Source organism: Psychrobacillus sp. NPDC096389 (genome assembly GCF_044762855.1).
In the GTDB taxonomy this organism is placed as follows: domain Bacteria; phylum Bacillota; class Bacilli; order Bacillales_A; family Planococcaceae; genus Psychrobacillus.
Genome location: NZ_JBIWFB010000001.1, coordinates 82,638 through 106,412 on the forward strand (window position 1 = coordinate 82,638; position 23,775 = coordinate 106,412).

General features: G+C 35.8%; 22 protein-coding genes. 14 read left to right on the forward strand and 8 right to left on the reverse strand.

The window, feature by feature from the left end; translation table 11 throughout:
- Positions 1–309: 309 nt before the first annotated feature.
- Positions 310–684 carry a winged helix-turn-helix transcriptional regulator gene (locus ACIQ38_RS00430; protein ID WP_402816725.1) on the reverse strand — a complete coding sequence of 125 codons (375 nt, stop codon included), beginning with the start codon at positions 682–684 and terminating at the stop codon, positions 310–312.
- Positions 685–865: 181 nt separating this feature from the next.
- On the opposite strand from ACIQ38_RS00430, the gene ACIQ38_RS00435 reads away from it, so the two are divergent.
- The 3 genes from ACIQ38_RS00435 to fabF all read left to right on the forward strand — a co-directional run bounded on the left by ACIQ38_RS00435 (position 866) and on the right by fabF (position 4,302).
- Positions 866–2,074, forward strand: coding sequence for an MFS transporter (locus ACIQ38_RS00435; RefSeq protein WP_402816727.1), 1,209 nt, complete (start codon positions 866–868; stop codon positions 2,072–2,074).
- Complete coding sequence (locus ACIQ38_RS00440; RefSeq protein WP_402816729.1) at positions 2,075–2,917, forward strand: aldo/keto reductase; 843 nt, start codon at positions 2,075–2,077, stop codon at positions 2,915–2,917. It begins immediately after the preceding gene.
- A gap of 149 nt (positions 2,918–3,066) precedes the next feature.
- Entirely contained in the window at positions 3,067–4,302 is a 1,236-nt protein-coding gene (gene fabF / locus ACIQ38_RS00445) for a beta-ketoacyl-ACP synthase II (RefSeq protein ID WP_402816731.1), read from the forward strand.
- Positions 4,303–4,369: 67 nt separating this feature from the next.
- Here fabF and ACIQ38_RS00450 read toward each other — a convergent pair whose 3' ends face one another.
- On the reverse strand, positions 4,370–5,251 hold the full coding sequence (locus tag ACIQ38_RS00450) for an SDR family oxidoreductase (RefSeq protein WP_402816733.1): 882 nt from the start codon (positions 5,249–5,251) through the stop codon (positions 4,370–4,372).
- Between the two features lie 150 nt (positions 5,252–5,401).
- Between ACIQ38_RS00450 and ACIQ38_RS00455 the strand changes: the two genes are divergently transcribed.
- From ACIQ38_RS00455 to ACIQ38_RS00475, 5 genes are all read left to right on the forward strand, one after another.
- On the forward strand, positions 5,402–6,118 hold the full coding sequence (locus ACIQ38_RS00455) for a gamma-glutamyl-gamma-aminobutyrate hydrolase family protein (RefSeq protein WP_402816735.1): 717 nt from the start codon (positions 5,402–5,404) through the stop codon (positions 6,116–6,118).
- Positions 6,119–6,207: 89 nt separating this feature from the next.
- Complete coding sequence (locus ACIQ38_RS00460; protein ID WP_402816737.1) at positions 6,208–7,305, forward strand: threonine aldolase family protein; 1,098 nt, start codon at positions 6,208–6,210, stop codon at positions 7,303–7,305.
- A gap of 117 nt (positions 7,306–7,422) precedes the next feature.
- Positions 7,423–7,602 carry a hypothetical protein gene (locus tag ACIQ38_RS00465; RefSeq protein WP_402816739.1) on the forward strand — a complete coding sequence of 60 codons (180 nt, stop codon included), beginning with the start codon at positions 7,423–7,425 and terminating at the stop codon, positions 7,600–7,602.
- A gap of 180 nt (positions 7,603–7,782) precedes the next feature.
- Positions 7,783–8,655 carry a patatin-like phospholipase family protein gene (locus tag ACIQ38_RS00470; protein WP_402816741.1) on the forward strand — a complete coding sequence of 291 codons (873 nt, stop codon included), beginning with the start codon at positions 7,783–7,785 and terminating at the stop codon, positions 8,653–8,655.
- 82 nt (positions 8,656–8,737) lie between these two features.
- Positions 8,738–9,157, forward strand: a complete 420-nt coding sequence (locus ACIQ38_RS00475; protein ID WP_402816743.1) for a pyridoxamine 5'-phosphate oxidase family protein — start codon at positions 8,738–8,740, stop codon at positions 9,155–9,157.
- Between the two features lie 56 nt (positions 9,158–9,213).
- Here ACIQ38_RS00475 and ACIQ38_RS00480 read toward each other — a convergent pair whose 3' ends face one another.
- The 5 genes from ACIQ38_RS00480 to ACIQ38_RS00500 form a co-directional block, all read right to left on the reverse strand.
- Entirely contained in the window at positions 9,214–10,158 is a 945-nt protein-coding gene (locus ACIQ38_RS00480) for a cation diffusion facilitator family transporter (RefSeq protein WP_402816745.1), read from the reverse strand.
- 12 nt (positions 10,159–10,170) lie between these two features.
- Positions 10,171–10,479, reverse strand: coding sequence for an ArsR/SmtB family transcription factor (locus ACIQ38_RS00485; RefSeq protein ID WP_402816747.1), 309 nt, complete (start codon positions 10,477–10,479; stop codon positions 10,171–10,173).
- Between the two features lie 765 nt (positions 10,480–11,244).
- On the reverse strand, positions 11,245–11,475 hold the full coding sequence (locus ACIQ38_RS00490) for a YfhD family protein (RefSeq protein WP_402816749.1): 231 nt from the start codon (positions 11,473–11,475) through the stop codon (positions 11,245–11,247).
- Positions 11,476–11,515: 40 nt separating this feature from the next.
- Entirely contained in the window at positions 11,516–11,950 is a 435-nt protein-coding gene (locus ACIQ38_RS00495; RefSeq protein ID WP_402816751.1) for a hypothetical protein, read from the reverse strand.
- Positions 11,951–12,081: 131 nt separating this feature from the next.
- The gene (locus tag ACIQ38_RS00500; RefSeq protein WP_402816753.1) at positions 12,082–12,903 is read right to left on the reverse strand and encodes an EcsC family protein; all 822 of its coding nucleotides are present in this window, start codon (positions 12,901–12,903) and stop codon (positions 12,082–12,084) included.
- 204 nt (positions 12,904–13,107) lie between these two features.
- Between ACIQ38_RS00500 and ACIQ38_RS00505 the strand changes: the two genes are divergently transcribed.
- Positions 13,108–13,932 (forward strand): DegV family protein, encoded by an 825-nt coding sequence (locus ACIQ38_RS00505; RefSeq protein WP_402816755.1) that lies wholly within the window; start codon positions 13,108–13,110, stop codon positions 13,930–13,932.
- Between the two features lie 122 nt (positions 13,933–14,054).
- Here the strand turns inward: ACIQ38_RS00505 and ACIQ38_RS00510 are convergent, their stop codons facing one another.
- The gene (locus ACIQ38_RS00510) at positions 14,055–15,290 is read right to left on the reverse strand and encodes a hypothetical protein (RefSeq protein ID WP_402816757.1); all 1,236 of its coding nucleotides are present in this window, start codon (positions 15,288–15,290) and stop codon (positions 14,055–14,057) included.
- A gap of 242 nt (positions 15,291–15,532) precedes the next feature.
- Here ACIQ38_RS00510 and ACIQ38_RS00515 point away from each other — a divergent pair, with 242 nt between their 5' ends.
- The 5 genes from ACIQ38_RS00515 to ACIQ38_RS00535 all read left to right on the forward strand — a co-directional run bounded on the left by ACIQ38_RS00515 (position 15,533) and on the right by ACIQ38_RS00535 (position 23,756).
- Positions 15,533–17,002 (forward strand): spore germination protein, encoded by a 1,470-nt coding sequence (locus tag ACIQ38_RS00515; protein ID WP_402816759.1) that lies wholly within the window; start codon positions 15,533–15,535, stop codon positions 17,000–17,002.
- A gap of 26 nt (positions 17,003–17,028) precedes the next feature.
- On the forward strand, positions 17,029–18,108 hold the full coding sequence (locus ACIQ38_RS00520) for a GerAB/ArcD/ProY family transporter (RefSeq protein ID WP_402816761.1): 1,080 nt from the start codon (positions 17,029–17,031) through the stop codon (positions 18,106–18,108).
- Entirely contained in the window at positions 18,105–19,211 is a 1,107-nt protein-coding gene (locus ACIQ38_RS00525) for a Ger(x)C family spore germination protein (protein WP_402816763.1), read from the forward strand. The genes ACIQ38_RS00520 and ACIQ38_RS00525 overlap by 4 nt, the downstream gene beginning before the upstream one ends.
- Before the next feature lie 952 nt (positions 19,212–20,163).
- Complete coding sequence (locus tag ACIQ38_RS00530; protein ID WP_402819514.1) at positions 20,164–22,911, forward strand: response regulator; 2,748 nt, start codon at positions 20,164–20,166, stop codon at positions 22,909–22,911.
- 14 nt (positions 22,912–22,925) lie between these two features.
- Positions 22,926–23,756, forward strand: a complete 831-nt coding sequence (locus tag ACIQ38_RS00535; protein ID WP_402816765.1) for a CheR family methyltransferase — start codon at positions 22,926–22,928, stop codon at positions 23,754–23,756.
- Positions 23,757–23,775: the final 19 nt, after the last annotated feature.

Consider the following 23,775-nt stretch of genomic DNA (forward strand, 5'->3'; position numbering starts at 1 on the left):
AGAAACAGGAACAACCGTTTCAGTTGGTAAACAGTAGGATTTAGTTTCATCATCGATCCCTCCTTATATGATAGTACTCTTTCTATACCACCAATTAGAGAAAGTTAATCGTTAAAAATCCTTAAGTTGACGTACATGGGGCGGCGACTCCGAAGGGATTAAGTGAGTAAGATGAGACTTCACAACGTACGCCTAAGCGGCGGTGAAGGCTCATCACTCACCCCCCGGAAAGCGTCCGTCCTGCAGCTAAAATCACAGTGGATCCTAATAGGGCAATATAAAACGCATTATCCCTAAGATGCATAGTAATTAGTTTTTTAGCTTGTCATTTAAAATGCTATCTTCTAAAACAGAAAACTTATCTCCATATACTTTCGTAATATGAACTTCTCCCCATGCACATAATGCATCTAATATGCCTCTTAAGCTTAAGCCATATTCACTTAATTCATATTCTACTTTTGGGGGAACTTGGTTGTAAGCGATTCGGTTAATAACTCCATCTGCTTCTAATTCCCTTAATTGTTGTGTTAGCATTTTTTGTGTGATGTCAGGCATAAGCCGTTTCAACTCACTTGTTCGTTTTTTTCCATGAGTTAAATGGCAGAGAATCACACATTTCCACTTTCCACCGATTACTTCTAAAGTTGCTTCAACCGATATATTATATTTCTTTTTTGTCATATTTTTCTCCTTCTTAATAGGAACTAATAAGTACCTATATAACTTTTTAGTTCCTATATTACTTAAAAGTGCGTACTTTTCTTTTGAAACCTTATGATTCATACTAACATTTGCTGGTGGATTTACACTAGTTTTAATGAATACTTCCTAACAACACATGGGAAAGAAAGGTTGAGAAAAAATGACTGTAAATAAAAAGAGAAGTATGTTTGCACTACTTGCTTTAGCTGTAAGTGCATTCGCAATTGGAACGACTGAATTTGTTAGCGTGGGACTTTTACCGTTAATTTCTCATGATTTAGATATATCGCTTACGACAGCTGGTCTTACTGTTTCGTTATATGCATTAGGTGTAATGTTCGGAGCACCAATTTTAACATCACTTACATCCAAAATGCCACGCAAGACATTGTTATTATGGATAATGGTAGTCTTTATCATAGGGAACGGTATTGCAGCAAGTGCTACAAGTGTGACAGTTTTACTAGTTGCCCGTGTCATTTCGGCATTTTCGCATGGAGTATTTATGTCGATTGGATCGACTATAGCTGCAGACTTAGTTCCGGAAAATCGGAGAGCAAGTGCCATTTCCATTATGTTTACGGGACTGACGGTTGCAACGATTACAGGTGTTCCATTTGGTACATTTATTGGTCAACAGTTTGGCTGGCGTTTTGCTTTTGTGGCAATTGTCATCATTGGCCTAATAGGGTTTATCGCTAATAGCATACTTGTTCCGGCTGATTTAAGAAAAGGTAATCCAACGTCTATGCGAGACCAAGTGAAGCTTATAACAAATAGTCGAATACTATTGCTCTTGAGTATTACAGCGCTTGGTTACGGAGGAACATTTGTCGTCTTCACATATTTATCCCCATTACTTCAGACGATAACTGGATTTAAGCAAGAGTCGATTGCAATTATTTTACTCGTTTACGGAGTTGCCATTGCAATCGGCAATATGATAGGTGGGAAGCTTTCGAATAAAAATCCAATCGGCTCGCTATTTTATATGTTTATTGTACAGGCGATCGTATTATTTATTTTAGTATTTACTGTCCCATTTAAAGTGGCTGGCTTAATCACAATTATTTTCATGGGATTATTTGCATTTATGAATGTTCCCGGGCTTCAAGTATATGTAGTAATGCTCGCAGAACGCTTTGTTCCAAGTGCAGTTGATGTGGCCTCGGCTATGAATATTGCTGCGTTCAATGCAGGAATTGCAATTGGTTCCTATTTAGGGGGCATTGTAGCAGAATCTATGGGACTTATCCATACTACATGGATTGGGGCATTAATGGTCGTACTTGCAGTAATATTAACGGGTATAAGTCGAATGCTCGAAAGAAAAGATAAACAACATATAATGAAATTGGAGGAAGTCTAAATGATGAAAAATTTACAATCTACAACAACATTAAATAATGGCATAGAAATGCCTTGGTTAGGACTAGGTGTATTTAAAGTAGAAGAAGGGCAAGAACTAGTAGATGCGGTGAAAGCTGCTATTAAGCATGGTTATCGAAGTATTGACACTGCCGCTATTTATGGCAATGAAGTTGGAGTAGGGCAAGGTATTCGTGAAGCAATGGAAGAGGCAGATATTGCAAGAGAGGATTTATTTATCACATCTAAAGTTTGGAATTCAGAATTAGGTTATGAAAAAACAATAGCCGCTTACGAAGAAAGTTTATCTAAACTTGGCTTGGAGTACTTAGATTTGTATCTCATACATTGGCCGGTAGAAGGTAAATACAGTGACGCATGGAGAGCACTTGAAACGCTTTATAAAGAAGGTCGAGTGAAAGCAATCGGCGTAAGTAATTTTCAAATTCATCACTTAGAAAACTTAATGAAAGATGCGAAGATTAAACCAATGATAAACCAAGTGGAATATCATCCACGTTTGACGCAAAAAGATTTGAAATCATTTTGTAAAGAGAACAACATTCAGTTAGAAGCATGGTCTCCACTTATGCAAGGACAATTGCTTGAAAACGTAGAACTACAAGAAATTGCAAATAAATACGGTAAATCTGTAGCACAAGTCATTTTACGCTGGGACTTACAAAACGGGGTAATTACGATTCCTAAATCAACAAAAGCTCATCGAATTGCTGAAAATGCAGATGTATTTGATTTTGAATTAACAGAGGAAGATATGAAACATATCGAGAGCTTAAATCAGAATCATCGCGTAGGACCAGATCCAGACAACTTTGATTTTTAAAATGTCCCTGTGCAGCAAACGATTCTGAATTGTTTGCTGCACAGGGACAAAAAAATCCTCCTCATCTATCACAGCAACTGCATAAAAAATTGGCATTTAGCTATTAGTAAGTTAACATAAAAGGATGGGAAAACGATAGGAGGATGAATATGAAACGTCGAGTGGTTGTAACTGGATATGGAGTCATATCACCATTAGGAAATGATGTGGCTACGTTATGGAAAAACATAAAAGAAGGTAAATCTGGTATCAAAAAAATTGAATCAGACGATTTTAAAGAAATTAATACACAAATAGCTGGGATAATAGATGATTTTCCAGCGGAAGAATACTTAGATAAGAAAGATTTAGGGAAATATGATTTATATACACAATACGCATATGCGGCAACAAAGCAAGCCTTAGATCAATCGCAACTAGACTTGGAATCTGTTAATAAAGAACGGATCGGCGTTTATATTGGCTCAGGGATAGGGGGCATTAATACAACGCTAGAGAACCATAAATTGCTGTTAGAAAAAGGTCCAAGAAGGGTATCTCCATTTATGGTGCCAATGATGATCAGCAATATGGCAACTGGTATTATTGCCATTAAATACGGTTTTAAAGGGCCAAGTTTTTCACCGGTTTCAGCTTGTGCAACGGCAAATCATGCTATTGGTGAGGCGTATTTAAATATATTACATGGATATTCAGATGTGATCGTGGCAGGTGGAGCAGAGGCATCTATCAACCCATTATCTTTTGCTGCTTTTTCAAGAATGCGGGCCATGTCTACTTTAAATGACACTCCGGAAAAAGCGAGTCGTCCTTTTGATAGAGATCGTGATGGATTTGTTATGTCGGAAGGGTCAGGTATTTTAGTATTAGAGGAGTATGAACATGCTAAAAAACGTGGAGCTACGATTTTAGGAGAACTGGTTGGTTACGGTTCCACAACGGATGCATTCCATATTACCTCACCTGATTTCGATGGAGCAGCTAGAGCGATGAAGTTAGCTATTGAGATGGCACAAATTAATCCTACAGAAATTGATTATATTAATGCGCATGGGACAAGTACTCCTGAAGGTGATAAATCTGAAACAAACGCCATTAAAGCTGTTTTTGGTGAGCATGCATATGAATTGAAAGTAAGTTCTACAAAATCCATGACTGGTCACTTATTTGGCGCTGCAGGTGGCATTGAGGCAATAATAACACTTAAAAGTATCTCAGAAGACATTGCACCAGCTACCATCAATCAAGAAACTCCAGATGAAGAGTGTGATTTAAATTATGTGCCAAATGAAGCAGTAGAGACAGAAATAAACTATGCGCTTTCCAATGGTTTTGGTTTTGGTGGGCATAATGCTGTACTTGCTTTCAAAAAAGTCGTTGAATAAATATAACTAAATAAAAAAAGAAGCTTTCTGCACCCAATGCAAAAAGCTTCTTTTTTTCATAATTATTTTATGAACTGACAAAGTCTCCACCATCGACATGAATTGTTTGTCCTGACATGTAACTGGAATCGGCAGAAGCTAAGAGAACATAGGCAGGGGCTAGTTCAGCAGGTTGACCACGTCTACCTATCGGAGTATTAGCTCCGTGTTGCTCGACTTTCTGCTTATCGAAAGTAGCAGGTATCAGCGGTGTCCAAATAGGACCAGGCGCTACGGCATTTACCCGAATACCTTTTTCTATTAAATGTAGGGCAAGAGAGCGGGTAAAGGCAGTGATTGCACCTTTTGTGGCAGAGTAATCAATAAGTTCTGGTGAACCATTATAGGCCGTGATAGAAGAAGTGTTTACAATCGTATCTCCTTTGGCCATATGAGGCAATGCTGCCTGTGTTAAATAAAACATCGAATAAATATTCGTGGAAAATGTTTCTTGCAATTGATCAGGAGTAATTTTCAAAAAGTCATCTGTAGGAAATTGCTTACCGGCGTTATTCACTAATATATTAAGCTGGCCAAATTGTTGAATTACTTCATCGACTGTGTTTTGACAGTTTTCATCATCGCTTAAATCTGTTTTAATTTTCATCGCTTTGACTCCATATTTTTCTATTGCTTGGACTGTTTCTTCAGCATCTTTTTCTTCATTATCATCCAAATATACGATAGCAACATTGGCACCTTCTTTGGCAAATGCTACGGCCACAGCTCTTCCAATTCCACTGTCACCGCCTGTAATAAGTGCTACTTTACCGGACAATTTCTCAGAGCCTTTATAATTTGGATCATCATATATTGGTTGGGGATTCATTTCCGTTTCTGCACCCGGTTGCGTGTTTTGGGTTTGCCCTGAGACCTCTTGATCGATTTTTGTATATTTATCTGTTGTCATGTAAATCCTCCTTTTAAGTGGTTGATTTTATTATTCCCTCCTTAGAAAAAAACAAACTTATGAATGTGTTTTAACGGAATAGTAAGTTTCGTTTTTCTTCTAAAAGAATGGGGTATATCTATATACATAATTGGAGAATGGAGAATTTATATGAAACCACTTATTGGAATAACAGCTGAAGTGAAAGAGGACGGTAATTATTTCATGCCTCCCGTATATGGAAAAGCGATCATACAAGCTGGAGGAATTCCGGTATTAATTCCGCTTATACCAGATGAAGATATTGATGCACTAGCGAAACAAATAGATGGACTCTTTGTAACAGGAGGGGAAGATATCGATCCAGCATATTACTATGCGGAACCACATATCCATCTTGGCAGAATTACACCGCATTTAGATCAGATGGAGTTTTCACTTGTACAAAAAATGCTTGAATTGGATAAACCATATATAGGTGTTTGTCGAGGACTACATATGTTAAATATCGTTACCGGAGGAACACTTTATCAATCTATTCACTCGCAGCGCAAGGAACCGGTGATGCAACATTTACAAAAGGCGATTCGTACACATAGATCACACCCAGTAATAGTAGAAAGAGACAGTCATCTATTTGAATTATTACAAGAAGATGAATTTAAAGTAAACTCATTTCACCATCAAGCCGTGAATAAAGTAGGAGAAAATTTGCGGGTTGTCGCGAGAGCTACCGATGGAATCATCGAATGTGTAGAAAGTACAAAGCATACTTTTGCTTTTGGTTTTCAATGGCATCCAGAGGAATTTGCACTAGACGATGACGATGCTTCAAAGCGTGTATTTAAAGCCTATATACATGCTGCTTTAAAGCGGAAAAACAAATAAAAACAGTACACTTTTCGATTGTTAGAGTTCAATAATTATTGTAGATTAAAATTATTGCAATTATTCAAAATAGGACTGGAGACAATAAAATGAATGAAACAAAATTACTGTACGAAGTATTTAAGCAAACTAAATATCAAGTATCAGGACACGGAAAGAGAGATATACAAGTGTTGAAGAATGCCTTGCAAACGGTGGATGGCACGCAGGAAAGTGATGTTTACGGTAATGGAGGAATTATCGAAGAATTTCAAACAAAGATGGCAGAATATCTTGGAAAAGACAAAGCAGTTTTCTTCCCAAGTGGAACAATGGCTCAGCAGATTGCATTACGAATATGGTGTGATGAAAAAGGCTCGAAAAAGGTTGCATATCATCCACTTTGCCATTTAGAAATACATGAGGAAGATGGGCTAAAGGAATTGCATCATATCCAGTCTATTTTGTTAGCAGACAAAGATAGATTAATAGGGTTGGATGATGTAGTGAATATGGATAAAGAGGTTTCTTGTGTATTACTTGAATTGCCTCAACGGGAAATTGGCGGTCAATTGCCGGACTATGAAACAATTGAGAAAATTTCTAAGTATTGCCGCGATCAAGGAATTAGACTACATTTGGATGGTGCACGACTTTTTGAAATACTACCTTATTATGAAAAGACAGCTGCTGAAGTATGTAGTCTCTTTGACAGTGTGTATATATCCTTTTATAAAGGAATTGGAGGAGTGGCCGGAGCTATTCTTGCAGGCGACAAAGCGTTTACGGATGAATCGAAAATATGGAAAAGACGACATGGTGGGGACCTAATCAGTTTATACCCATATATCGTCAGTGCTAATTATTATTTCGATGAAAATGAAAAGAGGATGAGCCAGTTTTACCATGACGCTTTAGAGCTTGCAGTCTTTTTTAATTCATGTGAGAGCGTTTCAACTATCCCACTAATACCTGTTTCCAATATGTTTCATGTCCATTTCCAAGCATCCAGAGAAGAAGTAGAACCTATATTAGCAGAATTATATGAGGAAACGAGTTTTGGATTAACAAGCTATTTAAAAGAAGTGACGCAAAAAACATGTGGTTTTGAAGTGAATATAGGTAATCAGTATGCAACTCTACCAAAAGAAAAATTAAAGCAAGTATTTCAATTACTGGATGAAAAACTAAGAAAATCTCTAAGTTAAGTTTTAATTATGCAATTCTGAATAAGTTTACAGTTGTGAAATGTATATAAGTAATTGGCTACACATGCATAAAAGTTGCCCAAATGCACAAATTATTTGTCATGGAGGTGAGAATGCATGACAAAAGGTAAAAATCCTAGAAAATCTGTAGATCGTGAAGAATACGGGTTTGGATATGATGTAAGTCCAGATGATCTAGATGTAAGAGGTCAAAATAACGCAGCTAAGAAAAAGAATGATAATGAAAACAAAAGTAAACCTTCTAATAAAGACAATCCTTCTAGATTAAATATTTGATAAATAAAACGGTGAGAGTAATATGCTTTCACCGTTTTGTTTATCAATTAATACATAACGGACCTACTGAAGATAAAATCTATAACTCCATGAATATATAAAATAATATCGAATATTGTTCTAATTTCTCTCTTTTTCTCTTACATTGTTATAACGACATGAAAAGGGAGTAGGTCATGTATGTTAATAGATGGAGTATTTTCGGGTGGGGGTATGAAAGGTATTGCCCTAGTTGGGGCTTTTCAAGTATTAGAAGAAAAGGGATATACGTTTAAACGGGTTGCGGGAACGAGTGCTGGTGCTATTTTAGCGTGTTTTATAGCCGCGGGATATACTGGAAAAGAAATTGAAGAAATAATGGTGGAACAGGATTTTCAATCTCTTCTCGATCCACGTAAAATGGTACTTCCTATCCCATTTATGAAATGGCTGAATTTATATTGGGGGTTAGGTTTATATCAAGGAAAGGCTTTAGAAAATTGGTTTTTAGAGAAGTTAGCAGTGAAAGGAATCTATTCATTTTCCGATTTGCCAGAAGGGTCTTTGAAACTGGTTGCGTCAGATTTAACGAATGGCAAAATGATGGTACTTCCCGATGATTTGGAACGCTACGGGGTGTCTCCTAATAGCTTTCCCGTTGCTAGAGCTCTGCGCATGAGCTGTGGCATCCCATTTTTCTTTGAACCAGTAAAAATGAGGGTGGGTTCGGGAGACACGATTGTTGTAGACGGAGGAGTATTAAGCAATTTTCCGATGTGGATTTTTGATAATGGAAACAAGGAGCGTCCAATCATTGGTTTGAAGCTAAGCAGTAGCTCCGAGGAGATGCAGCCTCATAAAATAAAAAACGGTTTGCAGCTATTCGAAGCACTTTTTTCCACGATGAAAAATGCACATGATGAACGTTATATTTCTCGAAAACTTGAAAAGAATGTTATTTTTATCCCAGTTGAAGAATATAGTGCTACGCAGTTTGATTTGGATAAAGAAATGAAGGCGAATTTATTGGAAAAAGGAAGAAACCGGGCGACTCAATTTTTAAAAATGTGGTAATTTAACTTTATTCATTAGAAGAGTAATTAGCGTTAGAAAAGGAATAATAAGAATGAAAGTCAGTAAAAGGAGAGATTTATTCATGGCAAAAAACGCGAAAGAGATTGCACAAAAGATCTTGCAAAATAGTTTGATTGGTACAATGGCGACGATTGAACAAAATAAACCACATTCTCGTTATATGACCTTCTTTAACGATGATTTCATTCTGTACACAGCGACAAGTAAAAAGACACACAAAGTAGAAGAAATCCAAAAGAACCCGAATACGCATATTCTTTTAGGATATGAAGGGAAAGGTTTAGGTGATGCCTTCTTAGAAATTGAAGGAACGGTGGAAGAACATGATGATGAGAGTATGAAGAAAAAAGTATGGAATAACGCTTTAAAAGGTTGGTTTGAAGGACCTGAAGATCCGGATCTAATCATTTTGAAAATTACCCCAAAGCAAATTCGAGTAATGAACACAAAGGGGGAAGAACCTCAAATTATAGAAATTTAAACAACAAGAAGCCCCTTCATTCCAGAAGAGGCTTCTTTCGTATTGTTTGTATGTTATTACTTCAAATGACATTTCAATTCATCGTGTTTTATCTCTGCAGTTTCCACTTGAATGGTCGCATGCTCTAAGTGGAATGTTAACTTCAATTTATCAAGGGCTTGCTGAAGAATATATTGTCCATTTTTCTCGTCTTCAATGACAAGATGGCAGCTTAAAGAATCTAACCCAGATGTAATTGTCCATATATGAAGGTCGTGAACATCAAGCACTCCTTCGATTTGTTCTAAAGATGCCTTTACTTCCTTTTGATCGATTGACATAGGGGTTCCTTCCATTAAAATATGGATGGAATGCTTGATAAGTCCCCAAGCACTTTTCAAAATTAATAAAGCGACAAGGACTGAAATAATGGGATCGGCTACGTACCAATCAAATAATAGCATAAGAATTCCTGCTACTATTGCACCGATAGATCCTAAAGCATCTCCAAGTACATGTAAATAAGCACCTCGTAAATTTACATTATTCTTGACGTCACCTTTCCGTATTAAAGCCCAGGCACTTAATAAATTTGCTAACAAACCAATTGCTGCTATGAGCATCATTGTCCCACTTGCAACTGTTTGAGGTTCTAAAAATCGACCAAATGCTTCCCAGACGATAAATCCAGCAATCACAAATAACGTGACACCATTGAATAATGCTGCTAATATCTCGAAGCGATATCCTCCAAATGTTCTAACGGATGAAGGGGGTCTAGAAGAAAACCAGATAGCTACTAAGCTTAATAGCAAAGCACTAGCATCGCTTAGCATATGACCAGAATCAGATAATAAGGCCAAGCTATTTGTAAATAACCCTCCAAAAAACTCTAAAAACATAATCCCTGTTGTAATAAGTAAAGCAATTAGTAACCCTTTTTTATTCCCTTGCCGAGCCTCCTCAAAGTGATTGTGAGAGTGCCCATGATGGTCGTGCCCATGATGATGGTGATGACCCATAAATTTCCCTCCTTATTTACATTCAACATGTGAAATGACTTGATTTAAAATAGTAATGACATGTTCATCGTCGTACGTGTAATAAAAGGTGTTTCCGTCTCGTCTGTACTTAACAAGTCTCAAATTTCTAAGTAAACTTAGTTGGTGCGAAACGGCAGATTGTGTCATATTCAATACTTCCTTAATATGAGTTACGGAACATTCTTCTTGAGAAAGCAAATATAATATTTTAATCCGAGTTGGATCGGCCAATGCTTTGAAAATACGCGAAGCATCATCGACCGTATTTGGAGATAAAAATGCATGTTCTTGTTTATCCATTATAAAACCCCTCTTAACTATGTATATGAACATATGCTCATATACATATTATACGCGATAACTAGAAAAATGGTCAATGATTTAACGGCAATTTAGAAAGTAGTAGTTGATTTGAAAAGCAAAAAAGCCCCTATAGAGGCTTTTTGAGTATGAGGAAACTATAAAAAGTTTATTTGGCTATTGTGCGGGATATAGGGATAAAGCGTCTTAGCAAATTCAATAAGGGAGCAGCTATATTCCCGCTGGGCAAGTGACGAGCGGCTACGTGGCTAATGCTCTTGCAGGGTCTCACCACACCGTCGGCCAAAATTCCAAAATTATGTATTTATTAATTAATAAATTCCAAAGAATGGCTAAGGGCAACCAAATAGCTATTGAAAGCAACTAATTTCAGTACGGAAGCAACTAAAATAAACGTAAGAGCAACTAAATTGCCGATGAAAGCAACTAATTCTTAAAACAACAAGTATACTTGGAATGAGATAAAGATGATTATGACTCTTCTTTGTCAACGTTGCGCAAATGTCCAATAATGTTGCGAGTAATGACTAGAACGTTGCGCTTTTTTATGAGCAATCTTCTCAGATATATGGCTCTGATATATTTGCCGTAGCGTGCCTGGCCGCATGAATCACAGTCATGAGCCCTCGTGTGCAACACGAGTTGGCTCATGCAAGATTGCGGCTAGCGGGTCACCTTATAAGACGCACTTTCCCTATCATGTTCAACATGTTCATTCCATATATCGAGATTGGAATAAATAGGTTAGTGCTTTTTTTGCTTGTTCTTTTTCTTTGGAGTATTTTCTTTGAGCTCTGCAAACTCCGCAGCAAATTCTTCTTGCACATTGTTCGGTTTTATTTTCTGGTTTTTAGGTGTTTGTGGAAGGGTGTCCTTGTTCTTGCTTTTCCCTTGCTTATTATCTCGTCCGATGTTAATTCTCCTTTCTATATTTCGTTCTAAATTAATATGGCACTGAACACTTATTTTAATCATAGAAAATAAAAACACTGAGAATAAATATTCTCAGTGCGAGTTATTTTACTTTGTTAAAGAAAGCAACTAATTGTTTTGGAGTTGGAGCTTGGATTTTATAAGTTAGCTCACGATCCCCGTTATTTTCTATACGTGGAATGATGGATTCAACCACATTGAATTTCCAAAAAGAAGGTTTACTTTTTGTACTCTTTTCCGTATCGGCAGTCATCATTTTTCTTTGAAAAGGATGAAGCTTTGCCATTAAGAACTTTTCTTTTATACGGATGAGTAAATATCCTTCATCGGTTTCGGGATCATATTTTTTCATAAGTGATTCACCCAGTTCAAATGTGTTCGATTTGTTTTGAACGGATGGTGAAATAACTAAAATATTTCCCTTTCGAAACAGGGCGGTATTTGATACTTGTCGAAGGCCCAAATCATTTATTAAAAAATCTAGGTTTACTTGAGATGCTTCACTAGCAACTGACATATTCATACCTCCTTTTCACTTTTTTACGTTCTATAGTAATAGTATATCCTATTTGAGGCATAATAAATTCATTTTTGGGAATATCCTCTTAAGTTAAAGTGAAGAAATGAATGAAAAGCAGAAAAATTTCTTTATTTTTCAAGAAAAATGTCGTTATTTGTATGATTTTCAATTCTCTCGATAATCCTTCTTTTTCGGAATAGCATTTGGCCAGCTTCTCCAATATCGTTTATAGCAGACCGGTTAATGAATGCCCCAAATACAAGACCAGCAATTGGAATCATTTGAAATAGTTTTTTCCACCCAAATTGATCACGGTAGGAAAACATTACTTCACGCCAACCTTGTAACTCCGATAGAATTTCTCTTTTTGCATGTTCATCTTGTTGATCAAACGTAGATAGCTGGGCAAGAATTGTCTGCTTTCCAACTATATCGGCTGAGACAAATTGAAGACATTTAATAATAAATAAGCGCTCTTTTTTGTCGTTTGGATCGTACCCATAGCAAATAGCGATATCTTGTAATGTTTTTAGCTGCAAACCTAACAGGAGAGGAATATCAATTGATAATGTAAAAACACCACCGATACCTGTACTTGCTCCTTGTATAGTTGCTAAATTCTTTCTGTTACCTGTAAGCTTTTCTGCGGCGTTATCCATATGGGAAACTGGTAATTTGTTTACATCTTCTAATGTTTGTACTTCTATATCTGGAAAATAGGAAGGGATTTTGGATGTCGAGCTTAAATAACTACCACCCGTCTGAACGTATTGACCAAGTTCATCGACAAGGATGCCAATTTTGTTCTGAATAAATGAGGGAGTCCATTTATCGATTAGTTTAAAAGGTAGGCGACCAAGTTTCTCCCAAAACCATAAGTCACTTTGGTCTTTCTCCCATTTTTCCACATGTATTAACTCATCAGTTAGCCATTTTTTCGAATCATGCACAGTTAGTTTCGCCTCTTTCTTTGTATACTCTTCTTACGAATTTGCGAGTAGAAAGTTTCGATTTGAATTTCGAAATATGCTAAAAGTACAAATGCTAATTTTTAAAATGCCAGTGTCTGAGCGACTAAACAATGAACAAAACGAGTAACTGTTATAATAAATATTATAACAGAAATCCATCTTCAACATAAAGGCGGTAACAAAATGATAAAAATTATAACAGATAGCTCATCAGATTTGTCGAGAGAAATAATAGAAAAATATGATATTACGGTCGTGCCATTGAAAGTTAATATAGAGGGTAAGGACTACTTAGAGGGTATTGATCTAACGCCAAAAGAGTTCTTTATGAAGCTGTTTTCTTCGGAAAATCTACCAAAAATATCTCAGCCGTCCCCAGCGGAATTTGCTGAAAGTTTCTCCAAATTCACGGAAGAAGATGAATTATTATGCCTTACTATTTCTTCCGGCTTAAGTGGAACTTATCAATCGGCATGTATGGGAAAAGAACTTTCCGGTACTAATGTTACCGTGTTTGATACACTAGCTGGTTCACTTGCCCATGGTTTTCAAATTGTCCATGCCGCAGAACTTGCGCAAAAAGGATATTCTATTGAAAAGATTGTTACTGTACTGGAAAAGAATAGAGAAGAAATGAATATACTTATCCTTTTAGATGCGTTGGAAAACATTGTAAAGGGTGGTCGGCTAAGTAAATTCCAAGGATCAATAGCTAAGATTCTGAATATTAAAGTGATATTAGAAGGAGTTAATGGCAAGGTAGAAGTTTTAGAAAAGTTCCAAGGGAAGAAAAGGTTTCAAAAAAAGACATTGGAAGTTATCCAAAATAAAAAAGAAGACTTTTCTCAGACTATTTTTGGAATTACCCACACCGGAAACATAGAAGAAGCAGAAGTGCTCAAAGCGGAACTTATTCGCCGATTTCAGCCAAAAGACGTCATTGTTCGTTATATGGGTGCAACAATGGGGACATATGCAGGAAAAGGTGGAATGATTGTTTCATTCTAAAAAACTGCAGCAATTCGTATTTCTACGAGCATTGCTACAGTTTTTAATTTGCTAATCTATTTCTATTACATAATTAACTCGTATTAACGGTAAGTCCAGACTCCACTGATGGAGGTTTCACTTTATATCAAGTCAGTTGCCACCGGTGTTTTTGGAGTATCCGAATTTCCCCCAGTAGCTGGAGTGTCACCATCGTTACTAGGTTGTTCAGTAGCTGGAGTGTCACCATCGTTACTAGGTTGTTCAGTAGCTGGAGTATCTTCATCATTACCAGGTTCTTCAGTAGCATCAGATGAATCTAGGAATTTCCAGTTTCCATCTTTGTCTTTTTCTAGAAGGTAAATAGTAATATGTTCAAGTGAATCTGTTGTATTGAACATAGATTTTTGGTGATGAATTACTGATGCTGTGTTGTCCATAATGTAATGAACTTCTAAATCTAAAGTCTCGTATCTTACATTATAATCTTTGAAAGTTGCTTCTAAATTCTCTTTAAGTGATGCATAGCCAGGAAAATCTTTGCTGTACAAGCTTAATGTTTCATCAAGTTTTTCGGCATTTGCATACTCAGTAGCTTTTTGGAAGAAGTCAGTAATTTCTTTTTCTTGTGCCACGAAGTTTTCATCTTCTCTAATGCTATCGTAGTAAGCATCATAAAGGTCCATAATAATTGCATCATCTTCAATTGCATCTAATGACTCAAGGAATGTAGAAACTTGTGCTTCAACTGCTTTTTGACCTGCTTTTTTAGTGATCAAATCGTCTAGTTTGTCTAACTCCATTTTTGCTGTAATTACATATTTGGATGACTGAAGTGCTTTTTCGCCAGGAGTTTTGTATTTCGTTAAAATTGCCTCACGAGTTGATTTTCCGTATACGCGGTAAAGTAAGATTGCTTGTTTACGAATTTCGCTCGATAATTCGTGATAACTTTTTTCAGTTACATCTGAAGTTGGATTATCCGCATATAGTTTGTTAAATTGGTTAGCTTTCTCTACAATTTTCTTCCCAGAAGTGATTGCATCAATGTATCCCATCGCGCGAGTATAGTGGATACCAGCGTTATCTTCTAGACGCTTTTCTAACTTTGCTTTATCTTTAGCACTTACTTTTTCAATCTCTTTTTTCGCATTTAAGTAAGCGTCTTTTGTTAAGTTGAAAATTTTCATATCTGGATATTTAATCTCTTTTGTAAGTTCAACTGAAATTTGCCATTTTAAAGCTCCAGCATGTTGCTCTGCTGCTTTTACTAAAGATTCCGCTTTAGTGATAGAGGCTGCTTCAACATTAGTAAAAGGTGTAAAAATACTAGCCCCTGCAACTCCAGTCGCTAATACGATAGATAATAATTTCTTCATTTCTATTCTCCTACACAATAATTAGTCTTATTTAATATAAATTTCATAAGCCTTACTAAGAATATGATACTTTGAGAATTTCTACTAGTATTATATTGTGGATAAACATCCATATAAAGGAATACTTTTCGAGTGAACTAGTTAAATGAATACTGTTTCTTCATAGTGGACATGCTATTCATATAATTATTAATGAAAAGGATTAAATTACCATATGTAGAGATGAGAGGTTTGTGGTATTTGTGAAGTTTAAAAAGTTCATGCGCTCCACAAAAAGTGAGGATAACAAAAAGACATCGCAAAATGAAAAAAATGATGTAAACATTGAAGTTAAGCAAACGATTGAATTGATACAGAAGCATACGGATCATATTAGCGATGTGATTTTTAAAAAAATACCTACAGAAGAAGGAATTGTTACACTAATTTATGTCAATTCACTTATAGAGAAAATGACGATGCAAGTAATGGTATTTATCCCTTTAGCCAATCATTTGCATCAAATCCATCAAGTATCGGAACCGGTAAGTATATCCGATAATGCTGAAATAGTATCAAAGCTCATGGGCGGGCAAACGCTTTTGTATTTCCATGAAGCCAACTTATTAGAAAGTATCGATACGTACAGCGCATCAACCCGTTCCATTACAAATACTGAAACTGAATCAACGGTTATAGGTCCTCAAGATGCCTTTACAGAATCATTGGAAACAAATATTTCACTAGTGAAAAGACGTATTAAAAATACGAATTTAAAAAATGAAGATCATACTCTAGGATATGAAACGAATACGAAAATTTCTATTTTATATGTCGAAGGTATTGTAAATGAAGAAAACCTAGAAACTTTAAAGAGTCGAATAGATAAGATTAACTATCCTTCTTTTACGGATATTTCAATATTAAAGCAGTTAATTGAAGACAATCCTTTATCTCCATTTCCTCAATACTATATGTCCGTGCGGCCGGACAGTATTGTTCATTATTTATTAAATGGAAGAATTGTTATTTTTATGGATAACAGTCAAGCGGCAATCGTGTGTCCAACATCCTTTTTGGAAATGTTTATTTCCGTTGAAGATTATTATAATCGGTGGACAACTGCTTCTTTACTTCGAATGCTTCGTTTTTTTGGTTTTTTCTTAACAATAATGATAACTCCGATGTATATTTCAGCATTAACGTTCCACCCAGAAATTTTACCTTATGAACTTTTGTTAAACTTACAGGAGTCTAGAAGCAGAGTGCCTTTTCCGCCACTTATTGAAGTATTGTTCATTGAACTAATTATTGAGGTCTTAAGGGAAGCGGGATCTCGAATGCCTGCAAAAGTAGGACAAACGATTGGTATCGTAGGAGGTATTGTAATTGGAACAGCAGCTGTTGAAGCGGGCCTTATTAGTAATATATTAATCGTTTTAGTCGCAACTTCTGCATTACTTTCTTTCTTACCACCTATTTTTTTGATGAGTAACACGAGTAGATTTATTCGATATATTTTTATTCTTTCTGCTGGGCTATTTGGACTGTTCGGACAAATGCTGGCATTTGCTTGGCTTATTACACATTTATTAAGATTAAATTCTTTAGGCACTCCGTTTATGACACCAGTTATTCCTCGGAAGGCAGGGGACTTAATGGATAATATTATTCGGTTTCCAACCGCCTTTTTAAAAGGAAAAACAGGAATTTCGAGATCACCGAAAAAGTAGACGTTGTTTGGGGGAGGTAGGTTAGGTTGAGTACTCATAAGAAAAGGCCTTTGAATGGATATCATGTCATTTTTTTAATACAAAGTGCAATGATAGGTACAGGAATCCTCTCTCTCCCACAAAAACTTAGTTCTCTAGGTTATAGCCAAGCGTTTGTCCCACTATTGTTTGGGGTAATTGCCAGCCTAACTTTATGGCCGATGATTTGGCTTAATTCGAAGTACAAAAACGATAACTTGTTTAAGATAAATGAAAAGTTACTAGGGAAATGGGTAGGGAAAGGCATTAACATAATCATAGTTCTGAACTTTATTATCTTTTTAGCGGGAGTTATTAGTAACTATATGGATCTAATACAAATTACTGCACTTCCCGAACAGACTATTACAATTCCTGCTCTCTTTTTTTTACTCCTATTAATTTACATCGTAAGTGGAGGAATAAAAGCAATCGCAAGGTTTTGCATAATCACTTTCTTTTTGACTATCCCGATTTTTTACTTTTTAAGATGGGCCATAGAGAAAGGTGATATTAGTCATGTTCTACCTTTGTTTAATTTCAATGGAACAGAATTTTTAAATGCTTTGAAAGAAGGATACTTATCTATTTTAGGGTATGAGTTAATCATGTTTTTCTATCCGTATATAGAGAACCAAAAGAAAGCGTTCAAACATGTTTTAATCGGAGTTTGGATAAGTATTATTCTTTGTTTAATAACGACTTTAGTAAGTGTTATGTATTTCTCGGAGTGGCAACTGAAAAATATTGAGTTCTCGGTATTACATTTGTTTAAAGCTGGTGAACTTACATTTATAGAAAGAATTGATATTTTTGGAATTACATTATGGGTATTTCTTATTTTATCAACAGTTGCAGGGTATCTATGGAGCGCTAAGAAAGGGTTGGATTCGATTCGATCAAAAGAAAAGAAATCTCATGATTACATCATTACGATGCTCATCATTTTGTTGATAATGCTTCCAATTTCTATTGAATTTAAAGAAAGATTATTTAAATTTAGTAATTATGTTGTATATGTACTGATCATTTGGCCAATGTTTTTGAGCATTATCCATTTACTTAGGAAAAAGCAGGTGCAACAGTGAAGGAAAAACTTATCTTAGTTGTCATTGTATTTGTGAGTATATATCTTGCTGGTTGTACGGCAAAGGAATTGAAAGTGCCCTTGGAAGATGTAGGAATGGTTGGGGTAATGGCATTCGACTATATTGATGAAGACAACTTGAAGCTGACGGTAGCCATTCCTCAATATTCACCTGAGGCAAAAGAACATACGCAAATTTTCTCCGTTTCCACGGATTTAATTTCTAAAGGAATTGTTGACATTGAATCTCTATCAGATAAAAAGGTTGTATTAAATCAACTGCGGGTTGTGCTTATCAATGAAGAATTTGCACGGCATGGAAAAGTTGAAAAATCAATTCGGCATCTCTACAGAAATTCAGAAGTTGGTAATAAAGTGCTGATTGCAGTAGTTAAAGGAAATGGAGAAGAGATATTAAAAGGAGAATACCCAGATAAACCGAATATTAACTTCTATTTAAATGATTTATTACAACCAAGTATTAATACAGCATTCAATCCAAACACTAATATCCATGACTACATATATACACAAACTAATCCAGTATTTGACGCAATCGTTCCAATACTAGAGAAAAAAGATAACAAAATAGAAGTAGAAGGAGTTGCTTTATTTAAAGGAAAAAACATGCTGCATAGTTTACCGAAGGATGAGGCACTAATCATTCAGGCATTACAAGGACGTAAAAAACTTGCACCAATGGATCTTACGCTAAATAGTCACGGAGAAAGGTTGTTGATGGACTTAATTAATAGTAGCGTGAAGATAAAAAGCAACAAAAATTTTGAGAATCCAAAAATCACTATTACCCTAAACATTGAAGGTACGCTGGTCGAATTTAAAGGTGAGAGAGAAAATGGTTTAAAGACAGCAGAAAGTATAGCAAAGTTGGAAAATGAAATTAGTGAAGAATTAGAAGAAGGTATAAGTGATTTTTTGAAGAAATTACAAGAGTTTGAGGCAGATCCGATTGGCTTAACAGAGAGTTTTCGAATGTATTACAAAGGAGAATGGAAGGAAGAAAACAAGCAAGAAATACTTAGCAAATTACAGTGGGATATTCATGTTAATACGAGCATTTTGAGCACCGGTACATTACAGTAACATGTACAAAATTAAGGGGTTACTACTTAATTATTTGCAATATAGGAGTAATGTGCAACTATTACTAGGGATAGCAACTGCTTAGTCCATTTTATGGGCCTATTTTATCCAGTAAATGGCTTAGAGCAACCAAGCATTCATTGAAAGCAACCAATTCCAGTCTGAAAGCAACCAAATCATCATGAGAGCAATCAAATAGCCGATGAAAGAAACTAAATTCATAAATCATCTCTTTACTTAAGGTGAGACGCTACTTATTATTGGAACAATACGTTATAATGCCGTCTGAGCACGCAAGCTAGTATCGGATAGACAGGGCTTATTGTGTTCAGCTACCGTGTTTTCTTTTTCGGGGTGTGCATTGTAATGTTCGGAGTTGTGATTGTCGCGTTCAACTATTTATTGTTAGTTTTTCCTATTGATTTTCGCTGTAGGTGCGACTCTAAAGGAGGCCTACAGGATGTTGGTCACAACATTCGAAATTCTTTTTACTGAATCGGGGCAGAAACAGGCGCATGCGCTTTAGTTCTAGCCTTATCGTGCAGGAGCCAACTCGGTTTACGCCTGAGTTGGCCTTATGACTTCGGCTCATGCAACCCGACACGCTCCAGTAAAGAGTCTCCGCTCTATTTATCTGGGTAAAATTGTTAAATAGGAAATTAGTACTCTCATTTGAACATCATGTTTTCCAATTCGATCATACTCCCTAAATAAATTAAGTATTTGTACTGTCAATTCCCTTAGATTCTTCTTAATTTCCTCTCTTGTTCAAGGTATACTAAACTAAATGTCGAGATGAATCGAATAATTTCGAAAAGTTGAAAACATATGTTTATATTATTGTATAATATCTTTAGTAGCTTTGATGCTCTTTAAATAGACTTTAAGCTTAGTATGCGACTTTAACTAATTGAGTTTATACATTATTGATAGAAGGTAGGCTCTTTATTTGATGAAAAAAAATAGAAAAATTGGTATTCGCACTAAAATTATGTCTGGCTATTTATTGGTTATAGTGATGGTTATTTTTGCATTCTTCCTTGTGAATAATCAATTTACTTCTGTACAAGCGGATAAAGATTATATAATGGGACATGATTTTGAAGTGGTAACATTATCCCATCAAATAGAAAAGTATGTGCTTGATATGGTGAGGGGACAAAGAGGCTATGTGATTACGGGAGAGGAAAGTTATCTCCAACCGTATTATACAGGGCAGAGAGAATGGCAACATAACTTTGATCAAATATATAGGTTAGTGGATGACCCAAGCCAGCAAGCTAAACTAATGGCTATTAAAGAAAATATTATTAAATGGGAAGACACGGTTGGCGAGCCGATGATTAATCAAAAGAAACAAGAAAGTAATGGGATTACTTCGAGTTATTTGGAAAACGATCAAGGTGGAGCGACGATAGATTTGATACGTAGCCAGTTTGATAGTTTTAGGGAAGTAGAACTTGAATTCAGAGAACAAAGATCGGATAAATTAAATCAAAATATTGACACGTTAATCCAGGGGCTAATCACATTAGGTTTACTTGTATTTATCGTAGCAATTGTTCTGTCTACGTTAGTATCACGTTCCATTGTGAAAACGATGAATGAAGTAATAGCGACGATAAAAGACATTGCGACTTTCACTAATACAAAAGAGCTAGACTTATCGAGGAGAATTAAACTCAGATCACGGGATGAGATTAGAGAGCTAGGTAGTGCAACAAATGAATTGCTGACAAATTTAGAACTAAGAGAAATGCATCAACAACGTATTAACCATACATTTAATTCCTACCAAGGTATTACGTCTATAGCTGCTTTATGTAAAGCATTTATCTCCGTAATCTCGGAAGAAACAAACTCTTCTTATGGAAGCATCTATGTAAGAGATTTTCGAAGTGAAAGGCATCGTTATGTAAAAAGTGCGACGTTTGCAGATGAATTTAAAACAGTAGGAAGAGATCATTTCGAATTAGGACAAGGCTTGATCGGAGAATACGCACTTAAAAAACGTATGCATGTTTTAAGTGATTTGGATGAGTTCCAACTTATTCCTTCCGCATTAGGGACGATTCATCCGAAAGGAATGATTATTGCACCCATTCTTTATGAAGGGGAGGTAATAGCGGTAATAGAAATACTTAGTTTGTCTAATTATTCTTCATCAAATCAACAACTAATAGTAGATGTTATAGACAATTTTGGTATTACGTTAAATAGCGCGAAGGACCGAGAAGAAATAGAGCGTCTACTTACGGAATCTCAGACAATGACAGAGGAATTACGTGTCCAATCGGATGATTTACAAACGCAATCAGAAGAGTTACAAATGCAATCAGAGGAATTACAAACAATTAATGAAAAGCTAGAAGAACGTTCCAAAGAAGCGGAGCTAAAATCAGCAGCTCTAAATCAGGCGAAAATTGAATTAGAACAACAAGCAGAACAGCTTGTTTTAAGTTCTAAATATAAATCAGAATTCCTTGCGAATATGTCACATGAACTTCGTACGCCTTTAAATAGTATATTGATCCTTTCTGAGTTGATCGCTGAAAATGCACAAGTGCATTCGAGAGAAGAGGAAGAAAAATTCGCCAAAGTAATCCATACATCAGGTAAAGATCTCTTGTCTTTAATCGATGATATTCTTGATTTATCAAAAGTAGAAGCTGGTAAAATGGAAATTATTTTTAGCGAAATGAATATTAATGATCTGCCGAATTATTTGGAAATGAACTTTAACCATGTAGCAGAGAAAAAAAATCTTTCGTTTAGTATTCTAAAGGGTTCAAACATTCCTAATATTTTTTTTACAGATGAAAAAATGATGCTTCAGATATTAAAAAATCTCCTTTCCAATGCGTTTAAATATACAGAAAAAGGTAATGTTTTAATAGAGATTAATAATGTTCCTAAGAAAGACTTACATCCTACATTCGTTAACAAAGAGGCAGACTATTGGATATCATTCTCTATCAAGGATACAGGAATTGGTATTCCAAAAGGGAAGCATCAATTAATATTCGAAGCATTTCAACAAGCAGATGGTGCCACTATGAGAAAATATGGTGGAACTGGTCTTGGCTTATCAATTTGCCAAGAATACACGAAACATTTAGGTGGTTATATTACGCTAGAAAGCGAAGAGGGAGTCGGCAGTACATTTACATTGTATCTTCCAAGTTTGTCAAAGGAAATGGTAAAAGAAGATATAGATCAAACTTCAATTGAGGAAGTTGCTGCATCGACAATAGAAGAAGTAATTCTGATAGATGAAACTCCGAAAATGAACTTGCTAGAAGTTAAAAAGCAAAATGTTCTACAAGGCAAGAACGTATTGATTGTAGACGATGATTTACGCAATATTTTTGCTTTAGAAGCAGCTTTGAAACAAGAAGGTATGATTGTCTGTTCCGTAAATAATGGATTAGAGTGTCTGGAGATTCTGAAAGAGCAACCTTCTCTATTTGATATTATCCTGATGGATATTATGATGCCGAATATGGATGGGTATGAGACAATGCAGAGAATACGTGCTAATGACGACCTGACAGATATACCTATTATTGCCCTTACTGCTAAAGCGATGGAAAGAGATCGCAAGAAGTGTTTAGAGACAGGGGCTTCTGATTATGTTAGTAAACCTTTAGATTTAGAGCAATTATTATCTGTTATACGGGTCTGGGTTTCTAATAAATAGAAATGGATGATTAAATGTACAGTCAAGACGAAAACTATAAAAAAGAACTTGAAGTAGACTTGCTATTGGAAACAATCCACCGTTTAACGGGCTATGATTTTAAACAATATGTACGTGCTTCTATCATACGGAGAATTGAAAATAGAAGAAGTATAGAGAACGCTCCGAATATTACATCGCTCATTGAAAGGGCGTTTCATGAACCTGGTTTTCTAGAAAAAATCATTGAAGGCTTTTCTGTCCCCGTTACAGAGATGTTCCGAGATCCTTCTTTTTTTAAAGAATTTAGAACGAGTATTATTCCTATCCTTCGTAATTATAAAGAAATCCGGATTTGGCATGCTGGCTGTGCAACCGGTGAAGAAGTGCTTTCCATGGCAATTTTACTGGAAGAAGAAGGACTATTGGACCAAACAACCATATACGCGACAGATATGAGTAAACTAGCTATAGAACAAGCAAGGCAAGGAATTGCTCCGCTGAATAAAATGCAAAGCTATACGAAGAATTATCTTAAAGCAGGTGGGACTAAAGAGTTTTCTATGTATTATAAGACAAATTCACAAAATGTCTTTTTCTCGGAAAGACTTTTGAAGAATGTTATTTTTGCACAGCATAACTTAGTGACGGATCAATCGTTTAATGAGTTCCATGTAATTTTCTGCAGGAATGTATTAATCTATTTCAATCCTACACTTCAAAACAAAGTGCATGAATTATTTATCCAAAGTCTGTCTCCAGATGGATTTCTTGGTTTAGGGAATAAAGAATCGTTAAGAATTAGCCAATATGCGGACGCTTATGAAGAGTTTTCAACAGAAGAACCGCTATATCGAAAAAAATAAAAGCAGTTTCCTCCAATTA

Bases quoted from the DNA above. Each gene is read 5' to 3' on its own strand.
- ACIQ38_RS00530 (WP_402819514.1), top strand. From the start codon at position 20,164: ATGAAAAAAAATAGAAAAATTGGTATTCGCACTAAAATTATGTCTGGC.
- ACIQ38_RS00440 (WP_402816729.1), top strand. From the start codon at position 2,075: ATGATGAAAAATTTACAATCTACAACAACATTAAATAATGGCATAGAA.
- ACIQ38_RS00470 (WP_402816741.1), top strand. From the start codon at position 7,783: ATGTTAATAGATGGAGTATTTTCGGGTGGGGGTATGAAAGGTATTGCC.
- fabF (WP_402816731.1), top strand. From the start codon at position 3,067: ATGAAACGTCGAGTGGTTGTAACTGGATATGGAGTCATATCACCATTA.
- ACIQ38_RS00490 (WP_402816749.1), bottom strand. From the start codon at position 11,475: ATGATTAAAATAAGTGTTCAGTGCCATATTAATTTAGAACGAAATATA.
- ACIQ38_RS00455 (WP_402816735.1), top strand. From the start codon at position 5,402: ATGAAACCACTTATTGGAATAACAGCTGAAGTGAAAGAGGACGGTAAT.
- ACIQ38_RS00465 (WP_402816739.1), top strand. From the start codon at position 7,423: ATGACAAAAGGTAAAAATCCTAGAAAATCTGTAGATCGTGAAGAATAC.
- ACIQ38_RS00480 (WP_402816745.1), bottom strand. From the start codon at position 10,158: ATGGGTCATCACCATCATCATGGGCACGACCATCATGGGCACTCTCAC.
- ACIQ38_RS00475 (WP_402816743.1), top strand. From the start codon at position 8,738: ATGGCAAAAAACGCGAAAGAGATTGCACAAAAGATCTTGCAAAATAGT.
- ACIQ38_RS00450 (WP_402816733.1), bottom strand. From the start codon at position 5,251: ATGACAACAGATAAATATACAAAAATCGATCAAGAGGTCTCAGGGCAA.
- ACIQ38_RS00430 (WP_402816725.1), bottom strand. From the start codon at position 684: ATGACAAAAAAGAAATATAATATATCGGTTGAAGCAACTTTAGAAGTA.
- ACIQ38_RS00510 (WP_402816757.1), bottom strand. From the start codon at position 15,290: ATGAAGAAATTATTATCTATCGTATTAGCGACTGGAGTTGCAGGGGCT.
- ACIQ38_RS00460 (WP_402816737.1), top strand. From the start codon at position 6,208: ATGAATGAAACAAAATTACTGTACGAAGTATTTAAGCAAACTAAATAT.
- ACIQ38_RS00495 (WP_402816751.1), bottom strand. From the start codon at position 11,950: ATGTCAGTTGCTAGTGAAGCATCTCAAGTAAACCTAGATTTTTTAATA.
- ACIQ38_RS00505 (WP_402816755.1), top strand. From the start codon at position 13,108: ATGATAAAAATTATAACAGATAGCTCATCAGATTTGTCGAGAGAAATA.
- ACIQ38_RS00535 (WP_402816765.1), top strand. From the start codon at position 22,926: ATGTACAGTCAAGACGAAAACTATAAAAAAGAACTTGAAGTAGACTTG.
- ACIQ38_RS00435 (WP_402816727.1), top strand. From the start codon at position 866: ATGACTGTAAATAAAAAGAGAAGTATGTTTGCACTACTTGCTTTAGCT.
- ACIQ38_RS00485 (WP_402816747.1), bottom strand. From the start codon at position 10,479: ATGGATAAACAAGAACATGCATTTTTATCTCCAAATACGGTCGATGAT.